Annotated in this window: 7 protein-coding genes; 6 read left to right on the top strand and 1 reads right to left on the bottom strand. The window is 46.7% G+C overall.

Features of this window, described 5'->3' with window-relative positions:
- The first annotated feature begins 7 nt into the window (after nt 1–7).
- Complete coding sequence (locus tag VIM72_RS09115; RefSeq protein WP_332002528.1) at nt 8–1705, top strand: RagB/SusD family nutrient uptake outer membrane protein; 1698 nt, start codon at nt 8–10, stop codon at nt 1703–1705.
- Between the two features lie 60 nt (nt 1706–1765).
- Here the strand turns inward: VIM72_RS09115 and VIM72_RS09120 are convergent, their stop codons facing one another.
- Entirely contained in the window at nt 1766–2692 is a 927-nt protein-coding gene (locus tag VIM72_RS09120) for an AraC family transcriptional regulator (protein ID WP_332002529.1), read from the bottom strand.
- Between the two features lie 93 nt (nt 2693–2785).
- Between VIM72_RS09120 and VIM72_RS09125 the strand changes: the two genes are divergently transcribed.
- From VIM72_RS09125 to VIM72_RS09145, 5 genes are all read left to right on the top strand, one after another.
- Nucleotides 2786–3670 carry an SDR family oxidoreductase gene (locus VIM72_RS09125; RefSeq protein WP_332002530.1) on the top strand — a complete coding sequence of 295 codons (885 nt, stop codon included), beginning with the start codon at nt 2786–2788 and terminating at the stop codon, nt 3668–3670.
- 450 nt (nt 3671–4120) lie between these two features.
- Nucleotides 4121–4675 (top strand): RNA polymerase sigma-70 factor, encoded by a 555-nt coding sequence (locus VIM72_RS09130; RefSeq protein ID WP_332002531.1) that lies wholly within the window; start codon nt 4121–4123, stop codon nt 4673–4675.
- Nucleotides 4676–4768: 93 nt separating this feature from the next.
- Nucleotides 4769–5704 (top strand): FecR family protein, encoded by a 936-nt coding sequence (locus VIM72_RS09135; RefSeq protein ID WP_332002532.1) that lies wholly within the window; start codon nt 4769–4771, stop codon nt 5702–5704.
- 33 nt (nt 5705–5737) lie between these two features.
- Nucleotides 5738–9049, top strand: coding sequence for a TonB-dependent receptor (locus tag VIM72_RS09140; RefSeq protein ID WP_332002533.1), 3312 nt, complete (start codon nt 5738–5740; stop codon nt 9047–9049).
- Between the two features lie 24 nt (nt 9050–9073).
- On the top strand, nt 9074–10693 hold the full coding sequence (locus tag VIM72_RS09145) for a RagB/SusD family nutrient uptake outer membrane protein (RefSeq protein WP_332002534.1): 1620 nt from the start codon (nt 9074–9076) through the stop codon (nt 10691–10693).
- Nucleotides 10694–11092 lie beyond the last annotated feature (399 nt).

Consider the following 11092-nt stretch of genomic DNA (forward strand, 5'->3'; position numbering starts at 1 on the left):
AGCAATCATGAGGAAGCATTTCACTTGTTGGGCCATCATGGCTGTCCTGGTGACTACGTTCGCTTGTAACAAATCATATCTCGATAAAGACCCTCTAAACGGGCCTTCAGATGCCGCATATTTTAATAACCAGGATGAACTTTTGCTGGCGGTAAACGGCTTGTATAAAGGACTGAATAAGCCAAATGATAAGGAGTCCGACCCATCACAACTGGATGGCTTCCCGCCGGTGCTCCTGTTTGACGCCGCCAGCGATATCGGCTATGAACGGAATAACAGCGACCTGCAGAAAATAGGCATGGGAAATCACGATGCCAACAATACCTTTACCCAGGGCATCTGGACTGCTTACTATAAAGTAATAGGGCGATGCAATTATATACTTGATAATGCGGAGAAGGTGCGGCCGGTAACAGACCCGGTGCTGTACAGACGTAGTATGGCGGAAACCCGTTTTGTACGTGCATTTATGTACCAGCAGTTGTTGTCGATGTTTGGTGGCGTGCCGCTGGTAACGCATACGCTTACGCTGGAAAACTCGCAGGTACCCCGCAGCGAAAGAGCTGCTGTGCTTAAATTTGTATTTGATGAACTGGACAGCGCAGCGGCCTCGCTGCCGGTTAGCTATACGGCGACCGATTACGGCCGTGCCACCAAAGGCGCTGCATTAACCATAAAGGCAAGGGCTGCTTTGTATAACAGCGAATGGAAAGTTGCCGCTGATGCAGCCAAAGCAGTGATGGACCTGAACGTGTATAAGCTGGACGACAGCTATCCACGGTTATTCAGCTACGATGGGAAAAATTCGCCGGAAGTGATCATGGCCCTGCAATACCAGCTGCCTGTTATTAACTGGGCCGGGCCCTATCCGTTACTGTGCAGGAATGCGGGCGGCGCTTCCAATAAGATCCCGACCCAGTCGCTGGTCGACAGTTATGAATGCACCGACGGACTCACTATTGATCAGTCGCCGTTGTTCAATCCGCAAAAGCCTTTTGCCAACCGTGATCCGCGGCTGGGTTACACCATTGCGCTTCCCGGGTCTGTATTTTTTAATTACCAGTTTGAAACGCATAAAGACAGCCTGATGTGCTGGAATTATAACACCACCCCGGCTACGAGGATCGCCAACCAGGATGCTACCAATGCCTATGCCTCTTTCAGTGGTTATTGCTGGCGTAAGTATGTGGATCTGAAAGATAAAGACAACACGCGGCAATCGACCCTGAGCATCATCCTGGCCCGGTATGCAGAGGTCCTGCTTATTTATGCGGAAGCAAAGATAGAAGCCAATGAACTGGATGGTACGGTATACCAGGCCATCAATGCAGTGAGAGGCAGGCCCGGTGTGAATATGCCGGCTATCCCGGCTGGCAGTGCCCAGGCTGCTTTGCGTTCTGCAGTAAGGAAAGAACGGCTGTATGAACTGGCCATGGAGGGATTCCGTATGTTTGATATCCGCCGCTGGAAAATTGCCGATAAAGTGATGAAGGGCCCGTTATACGGGCGTGTGCCAAGAGGATTGCTGGCTACCGCCCCGAAGATAGACGCCAATGGCATCCCTGATTACAGCGCAGTACCCAATAAAGCAGATATGCGGGTAATAGAAGTACGTACTTTTAATGCAACAAGGGATTACCTTTGGCCGATCCCTTATATAGAAACACAAACTGATCCATTGATAGTACAGAATCCCGGGTATTAATTTCCGGAGATGATTTCGCGATATTTCTTCCTGCTGCCCGTTGTGTTTACAGCGGGCAGCTTAATTTTTGAGGTCTTTCGGAAGCAGGCCGAATTTTTTCCTGAAGGCTGCAGTGAAGTGATGCGGGTATTTATAACCCATCCTGTCGGCCACCTCGTTTACATGCATTTTTCCCTCCAGCAGTAACCGTTTGGCTTCCTGCATCCTCAACCCGGAAATATAACCGAACACCGTGTTATTAAACAGGGCTTTAAAACCGTTTTTCAGTTTCATCTGGTTAATACCGGCTGTACGGGCCAGCGCCATGATGGAAAGCGGTTGTTCGTAATGCGCATCAATATAATGTTTGATGCTGTGAAGCCTTTCCATATCGGCTGCTGATAGCCCTGCTGCGGCAGGAAAGGGCTGGTCCAGTTGCAGCACCTGCATAAGGAACAGCTCTGTGGCTTTGGTTTCCAGGTAAGTGGCCTTCAATGCACCGCTGTACGGGGCATGCTGCATATCGTTGATGATGTGGTGCATGACCGGTAACATTTGCGCGGTAAATTCCTGCGAAGGGGTGTTAAAGGTGTGATATTGCCGGAAACGTTCCATAAACCGGCTTTCTTCAGTGAAAATATGATCAAAGAAATCGTCGGTAACGATCAGCTCAAAGAAGGAGCGCGTTTTATGATTGGTAGGAGGGATGTAAAGCTCATGGGATTCCGGCGATTCGCGGTATACCACGAATTGTTTTTCCCTGATGGCGTGCGTGTTGGCTGCGCCGGCATCCTGTATCCTGAAGTGCGATACGATGGCCTTTTTATCGGGTATAAATGAAAGTACCCGTGGCTCGTGGTTTACATAACTGCCCCAGCGGAGATCCAGCCCGTTAAAAGAGATTTCTTCCAGCTTTATGCGAAAGCCGGAAGGGTCTTGTATATGCAGTTGTTTTTCCTGTACGGGAGACTGATCTGCGCTACGGGTTACCTGGCATCTGCGGATCATAATACTTCTTTTTGCGTTGATGAGAGTTCCTGTTGCGTTAGCTGCCGGAATGAACGGGCAATAACTTTGGCTGAGCAAAATTAAATGATTAAAATGGAAAACACACAGTACCGCACTGTATTTGGTGCAACAGGAAAAATAGGTAAAGAACTGCTCGGGTATTTGTCGCGCGCACAGGTGCCTACCATAGCAGTGACCCGGGATCTCAGCAGGGCGGAGATCCTGCCTTTTGTAAAATGGGTGGCTGCAGATATGAGCCGGCCGGAAACGCTTTGGGCCACTATGGAAAACAGTACGGCAGTTTTCCTGGTATCCGGTATGGGAACCGGCTTTGTGCAGGAACAGCATAATGTAATCAAGGCAGCTAAGGCTGCCGGGGTAAATCATTTGGTAAAGGTATCCTCTGCCGCCGCAGGGAAAAGCTCGCCGCAACATATGGCTGCATCGGCCATTGGGCAGTCGCACAAAGAAGTGGAAGAGTTGCTTATGTCTTCCGGTCTGAACTGGACCCTCCTGCGGCCTACAGGGTTTATGCAGAACTGGCTGGGAGAGTTGGCTAAACGGGTAAAAGAGGAGCGCAGTATTTACGAAGCTGCCGGTGATGGCAGCCGGGCGTATATCGACCTCCGGGATATTGCCGAAACAGCCTTTACAGTGCTCCTGAACCCGGCTGAACACCTAGGGAAAACCTATGTCCTTACCGGCGACGAAGCCATCAGCTACTGGCAGCTGGCAGATATTATTGGAGAAGTTATCCGCGATAAGGTAACCTATGTGCCGATTACCCTGGAGGAGGCCCGTGAGAGAATGGAGAAGAAGGGAATGCCGCAGTGGGCCATTCAAACATTTATAACTTATGCCGAAGTACAGCGGAATGGAGAAGCTGCATATATCAGCCGGGATGTACAGCAGTTGCTGCATAAACCGGCACGAACGGTAGCTGAGTTTATAAGGGACTATATGGAGTGGTTTAAATAAATCCCGGTACTCCGGAGTGTAATGGTTAAAACGGGTAGCACCTTTGCAGCATTCCCGGTAAAATACCTGTTTAACAGGCCGCAATTCTATCATTCCGCTTGGCCCCTTTTTTAAAAGGATGTATCAACATAGATGGACGCGCTGAGCTTCATTTAACGGTGGCTGGACTTTATCTAGTACCAGGATAAAATAGGGTGTGTCATACTTTTGATACACCCTATTTAGTGTAAAAATGACATTTATATTAAAAAGATGGCAATTCGCCGGCAGGGGCCTGCCCGGTGGTGGTTTCTTATTTTATCTCCGGGAATATTTTAAGAATCCCGGAAAAAAAATAATGTGCCAATAAGTATTAATTGTATATTAGACAATTAATAATTGCCTGATTCCGGGAAGAAAGGACAAGCCGTAAGTAGAGACAGGTTTCACGTTTATGTTAATTTTCCACTTATGAATGGTGTGCATCTTCAACAATATGCAGACGATATCCTTTTAGATTTGCTGAAAGAAGATAACAGGGAAGCTTTCGATGTGATATACATGCGTTACTGGGAGCAGTTGTACTTTTACCTGGTAAAAGCAATCAGGGATACTGCAGAGGCGGAAGATATACTGCAGGAGATATTCGTGTCGCTCTGGAAACGCCGTCATAACCTGGAGAACATAGACTCCTTGTATTCCTATCTTCACTCCTGCGTGAGGTATGGGGGCTTCCGGTATATCCGCCAGGAAATAAAGAGGAACCATTTCCGCAAATCATGGAGCCTGCTTTTTACAGATGCAGATGATTTTTTTGAACAACAACTGGCGGCCAACGAATTATCCCTGCTGGTAAACCGCGAAATAGATAAACTGCCCCTGAAAATGAAACAGGTATTTCTCCTGAGCAGGGCGGAAGACCTCTCCCATAAAGAAATTGCGCATAAACTGAATATCTCCGATAAAACAGTAAAGAAACAGATCAGTAACGCCCTTAAATATCTTCACCTGAAGCTGAATGTATAAGTTCAAAAAAATATTGCCGGCATCTACTACCATCCCTGCTTTTTTTACACTTCTATATAACCACGTGTTCCAATACAAAGAAAAACAGCCGTTATGAATGATACAGAGTTTAACACGCTGCTGGAACTTTACCTGAAGGGGGAATGTACGCCGGAACAAAAAGAGTGGATGGAACAGTGGTTCGACCGCCTTTCGGAAGAAGGAAGCGGAGACGAGCCGGCGGTGGACAGGGAGATGGTCATGCGGCGGTTAAAAGATCGTATTGACCAGCAGATTGAAAGGCAAAATTTTTTTAGCCTGCCGGTATTATTCCGTGTAGCCGCTTCCGTTATAATTATTGTATCGCTGGGTTCGTGGATATACCTGCATTATCACAGTACAAAATCCGTACAGTATATCACTATGTCCGCAGCCAGGGGAAAACAGCTGAAGCTGCTGCTGCCGGACGGATCAAAGGTAATACTTAACGCAGGTTCAGTGCTCCGTTACCCGGAAAACTTTAAGGAGAACAGGACCATAACGCTACAGGAAGGAGAAGCCTGTTTTGATGTAGCCAATGATCCGGTTCATCCCTTTACTGTAACAAGCGTCGGTATACAAACACAAGTACTGGGCACCACTTTTAATGTACAGGCATATAGATCACTGGATGAAGTAACGGTAACGGTTATACGTGGAAAAGTAGCAGTAGGATCATCCGGGCAGAAATTGCCAATGTTGCTGACGCCGGATGAACAGGCGGTGATTCAACGCAATACCGGCGCCCGGCAGAAGAAAAAGGTGAATGCAGCAGCTATTGCAGCATGGACGGCCGGTAAGCTTGTGTTCAAAAATGAAACACTACAGCACGTGGCTACTATGCTGGAGAATATTTATGATATTAAAATTGTTTTTAAAGATGAAGCTACGAAAGGGATACGTTTTACAGCAAACTTCAGTTCCACCGATTCATTGGAAAAAATCCTTTTCGCCATTGCTAAAGCCAACAAACTTAACTGGTCTGTACGTAACAAAGTAGTACAATTCTAATCTAACTTTTACTTAACCAAAACTCTAACTTGTATGAAGCGATTCACTTGGTGTCATCTCCATGCCATCCGGAAAACGATGCGCGCCGGCTGCAGCATATTCCTGCTTATCTCTCTGTGTACACAGCTATTGTTTGCAGGTGCGTTAACCGGGCAAACAGCCAATAGCATCAAAATAAGTATACAGCTGGAAAACCGTTCCCTGCAGCATATCCTGGCGGAGATGGAAAAGAAAAGCGGTCTGGCATTTGTTTATAATGATAAGCTTGTAGCGGAATACACCCGGCTATCCGTATCGGCAAACGGGCTGCCGTTGTCTGTTGTTTTGGATAAAGTACTGAAAAATACAAAGCTCGGTTACCTGCAAAAAGATAACCTGATCATTATCGTGGAGAAAGAAGCGCCGGCCCCGGATATGATCCGGGTAACCGCCGCACCGGTACAGGAAGTAACCGTTCAGGGAAAAGTAACAGATGGAGAGAATGCACCATTGCCCGGTGTGAGCGTGAAAGTAAAGAACGGGCAAACAGGAACCACTACCAATGTGGATGGTAAATACCATATCACCGTTTCTCCAAACACCGTCCTTGTATTCTCTTATCTCGGCTTCCAGGAAATGGAAATGCCGGTAAATGGCAGAACATCGATAGATGTGGTAATGAAAGCCTCAGTAGCCAGTTTGAGTGAAGCCGTGGTAATTGGCTACGGTACCCAGCGCAGGGGAGATGTAACCAGTGCAGTGGCCACCGTAAAATCAGAGAACTTTGTAAAAGGACCGGTACTGGATGCAGGTCAGTTACTACAGGGAAAGGTTGCAGGTTTAACCATTGCTACACCCAGTGGTAACCCCACCGATGGCTCACAGATATTGCTGCGTGGTAACACTACTTTATTCGGCGCCAATGCCAACCCCCTCGTTATCATTGACGGTATTCCAGGCGACCTGAAAACAGTAGCCCCGGAAGATATTGAATCCATGGATGTGCTGAAAGACGGTTCCTCCGCTGCTATTTATGGTGTGAGGGGTTCCAACGGCGTTATCATCATCACTACAAAAAGAGCCAAGAGCACTTATTCCAACTCCGTTGATTACAGCGGTTATGCTACTACCCAGGTCATTTCCAAAAAACTGGATATGCTTACTGCACAGGATTACCGCGACCAGATCAAAGCCGGTACCAGGCTGGCATCCTGGGATGCGGGCGGCTCTACCGACTGGCTGAAGGAAGCTACCCGCACGCCTTTTACACAGGTGCATAACCTGACTATCCGTGGTGGTAATGTAACTACCAACTACCTGGCGTCTGCCAACTATCGCGCATTACAGGGGATCTTCAGGAAAAGTGATAACAATACCTTCTCCGGCAGGATAGATGTGAATCACAGCATGTTCAACGATAAACTGAAACTGAATGTAGGTATCCTGAACCAGACCAATAACTATACCCGTAACAACAACGGTGATAACAGTTTCAACGGATGGATCTACCGCCAGACAGTGATCAGGAATCCTACTGAACCTGTGCGCAATGAGAACGGCGATTTCTATGAGCAAACAGGCAACTTCGATTATGAAAACCCAATGGCACTGCTGTATGAAAGCGATGGCGAGGCGAAGAATGTAAATTCACGTATGAACGCTACCCTTACCTACAGGCCCACTAATAATTTGAAGCTGTCGGCCTTATTCTCCTATGCACGCTTTAACTCCAATAAAGGATATGCGGAAACAAAGAAGCATATTTCCAATATTAAAAGCGGTGTGAACGGTTTTGCTTCTGTAGCTTCCGACTTGTCTATTGACCGCCTTACGGAATGGACGGCAGAGTATACCAGGTCGTTCAACGAGCACCATTTCACTTTACTGGGCGGATATGGTTACCAGGAGAATGAATCTTCCGGATCTTATTCTGATAACCAGGATTTTCCGACGGATGTTTTCGGCTATAACAATATAGGTTTGGGAGAAGGGATCAAGAACCAGCTGGCTAACATCAGCAGCTATAAAACCGAAACAAACCTGATCAGTTTTTTCGGAAGATTAAACTACAACTACAAAGATCGTTACCTGTTGCTGGCCAGTTTGAGAAGGGAAGGAGCCAGCCAGTTGTACGGAGCTAAAAGCCCATGGGGTAACTTCTGGGCAGTATCCGGTGGATGGAGGATCACCAACGAGAATTTCATGAAACAACAAAACCTGTTTGATGACCTGAAACTGCGCGTTGGATATGGTATCACAGGTAATCCACCCCAGGATGGGTTTCTGAGCCAGCCGTTGATCGGTTACGGCGATTACGTATATACGAATGGCAAATGGTCCCGCATCCTGATACCGGCTACCAACGCCAACCCGTTTATCCGCTGGGAAGAGAAAGCAGAAGCTAACATCGGACTGGACTTCAGCTTACTGAAAGGCCGTATCAGCGGTAACGTGGACGTATATAACCGCCAGATCAGGGGCCTGCTGTATGAATACGAAGTGCCTAGTCCACCGAACCTGTACCGCCGGACCAAGGCGAATGTGGGTAAAATGGAAAACAAAGGCGTGGAAGTAATGCTGAATTTTGTGCCGGTAAAAGCCAGGGACTTCACCTGGAATTCCAGCGTCAATTTCTCTACTAACAGTAATAAACTGGTTAGCCTTTCAAACGAATTATACCAGACCACTACCCCTTATTTCACTACAGGTGGTGCCGGCGTTCCTATTCAAACATTTACCAGTATTGTTACTATAGGTAAAGGCATCGGCGATTTCTACGGCTATAAAGTAATTGATGTGGATGATAACGGGAAATGGATATACGAAGGAAGAGATGGGAAACCTGTGAACTATGATAATTTTGCCCATGCCTTTGAAGACAAAAAAGTGATAGGTAATGGTTTGCCGAAATATTATGCCGGATGGAACAATAATTTTTCCTACAAGCGTTTCGACCTGAGCGTTACTATGCGCGGGGCTTTCGGATACCAGATCCTCAATTCACAACGGATGTATATGGAGAACCCTGCCATCCAGAATTACAACATCCTGAAATCAGCTTATGATCCCGTTTTCGGAAAAAAAGTGCTGAATGTAAATGCACTTGAGCTTAACAGTTATTATGTAGAGAACGGGGATTTCTGGAAGATCGATAATATTACTTTAGGTTATTCTCTTCCTCAAACAAAGAACAAATATCTCAAGGGCGCGCGCTTCTATGTTTCTTCATTGAATACGTTTATTATCACGAAGTATAAAGGATTGGATCCCGAAGTGAACAGGTTGGGGCTGAATCCCGGTATAGACGATCGCGACAAGTATCCGTCGACCCGCTCCTTTACTGTTGGTGTGAACCTGAATTTCTAATCTCCCAAAAAAACACGTATGAAAATGCTTCGCAGAATAAACATACTGATGGCCATCATTTTACTATCGGCTTGTACAAAGTTAAAAGATACGCCGTACACAACTATCATCTCTACCAGATTCAATCCTACAAAGGATGATATAGCAGCGCTTGTAGGTGCTGGCTATTCGCAATGGAGGTTTATATTGCTGGACTGGAATGGGCTCTGGCGCGCACAGGAAGTAACCAGTGATCAGCTGGTGATTCCCAAACGTCCATGGGGATGGTTCGATGATGGCGTGTACCAGCGTTTGCACAGGCATACCTGGACCACCGATGATGATGTGGTGAACCAAACCTGGTCAAGAACCTATGCAGGCATCACTAACTGCAACAGGATCATTTACCAGATTGAATCCGGGCTGATCCCCATCACCGATGAGAAGGAGGCCACCCTGGCCGAACTGAAAGCGCTTCGCGCTTCGTATTATGCCATCCTGTGCGACTTCTACGGCAATGTGCCCATTGTAACACAGTTTGATCTGCCATCGGGTTTTTTACCTGAGCAGAACACACGCAAAGAGGTGTATGAGTTTATTGTGAAAGAGCTTACTGATAATATTCCTTTACTCAGTAAAGAAAACAATACTGCTACCTACGGCAAGTTCAACAAATGGGCGGCCTTTACCCTACTGGCGAAAATGTATCTCAATGCGGAAGTGTATACCGGCACACCGCAATGGGAAAAGTGCATCAGTGCCTGCGACAGTGTGATCAAATCAGGCGCAGGATATATCCTGGAACCTGCTCAGAAGAATGTGTTTTTAACTGAGAACCAGAATTCAAAGGAAATAGTGCTGGCTATACCAATGGATGAAGACTATACGAATAACTGGAATGCGTTTGACCTGCACATGCAAACATTACAGCAGGAAAACCAGGCCACCTATAATCTGAAGAATACGCCATGGGGCGGTATTTGCGCTATTCCCCAGTTCATCAGCACCTATGATCCCGCCGATGCACGTTACCGGAATAACTGGATCAAAGGGCAGCAGTACACCGCTGCAGGCCAGATGTTATATGTAGCACAAGGCGATTTTGCAGGTAAGCCGCTGAGTTTTGTAAATGAATTGCCTGGACTTGAAAAAGGAGAATCAGTGCATGGTTTCCGTTTAGGAAAATTTGAAATAAAGATGGGTTCCACAAACCGGTTAAGCAACGATTACCCCCTGTTCCGCTATGCCGAAGTACTGATGATGCAGGCAGAAAGCCTGCTCCGGCTTGGCAAGGCAGATGAGGCAGCAGCGATAGTTACCCAGGTGCGGCAACGGAATTTTACCGCTGATCCATCTAAAGCAGTAGTAACCGGCGCCCAGCTGAAAGGTGGCAGCGCTTACCAATATGGTATGAAAGACGCTGTCAATAACCAATACAGTAATGAAGGCGGCGCAGATCTCCTGTATGGCCGGTTCCTGGATGAGCTGGGCTGGGAGTTCGACCAGGAAGGGCACCGCCGCACAGATATGATCAGGTTTGGCGCATTCACAAAAAAATCGTGGCTGTCGCACGCCGCTACCAATAATAATAACCGCACGCTCTTCCCAATACCCAGAACGGAGATACAGAAGAATAATAATTTAACGCAGAATCCGGGGTATTAGGACTGTTTTGGTTGTAGATGGATCACGGGGATGAATATTCATCCCCGTTTTTTTTATTATTAAGTATATAACCCCAATCATTCTTCTTCCAAAAAATAAAATTTCCTCAAACACTAGGATGCTATCGTAAAATATTTTAGTTTCATTCTTACATATTTGCTTAAACGTGTAAGCAGATGAGACTGATCCACGGAAGAACAACGAAAAACGAAATGCTTAACCGACAGACCTATAGTTGATTTTATCATGAAATGCGGCGCCATACAGTGTTGCCGGCTGTTTTAAATTTGAAAACCACATGAAAAAAAGTAATAACAGGCGTTTTTTCCTGAAAAACATGGCTGTTGCCTGCCTGGGGGCTACCACTGTGCCTGCTATAGCGCTCGCTGCAAAAGAAGA

It is taken from the genome of Chitinophaga sp., from assembly GCF_036569185.1.
Taxonomy (GTDB): Bacteria; Bacteroidota; Bacteroidia; order Chitinophagales; family Chitinophagaceae; genus Chitinophaga.

What these genes read in the sequence shown, in the direction of transcription:
- VIM72_RS09125 (WP_332002530.1), top strand. Translation starts at nt 2,786, where the DNA reads ATGGAAAACACACAGTACCGCACTGTATTTGGTGCAACAGGAAAAATA.
- VIM72_RS09135 (WP_332002532.1), top strand. Translation starts at nt 4,769, where the DNA reads ATGAATGATACAGAGTTTAACACGCTGCTGGAACTTTACCTGAAGGGG.
- VIM72_RS09140 (WP_332002533.1), top strand. Translation starts at nt 5,738, where the DNA reads ATGAAGCGATTCACTTGGTGTCATCTCCATGCCATCCGGAAAACGATG.
- VIM72_RS09145 (WP_332002534.1), top strand. Translation starts at nt 9,074, where the DNA reads ATGCTTCGCAGAATAAACATACTGATGGCCATCATTTTACTATCGGCT.
- VIM72_RS09120 (WP_332002529.1), bottom strand. Translation starts at nt 2,692, where the DNA reads ATGATCCGCAGATGCCAGGTAACCCGTAGCGCAGATCAGTCTCCCGTA.
- VIM72_RS09130 (WP_332002531.1), top strand. Translation starts at nt 4,121, where the DNA reads ATGAATGGTGTGCATCTTCAACAATATGCAGACGATATCCTTTTAGAT.
- VIM72_RS09115 (WP_332002528.1), top strand. Translation starts at nt 8, where the DNA reads ATGAGGAAGCATTTCACTTGTTGGGCCATCATGGCTGTCCTGGTGACT.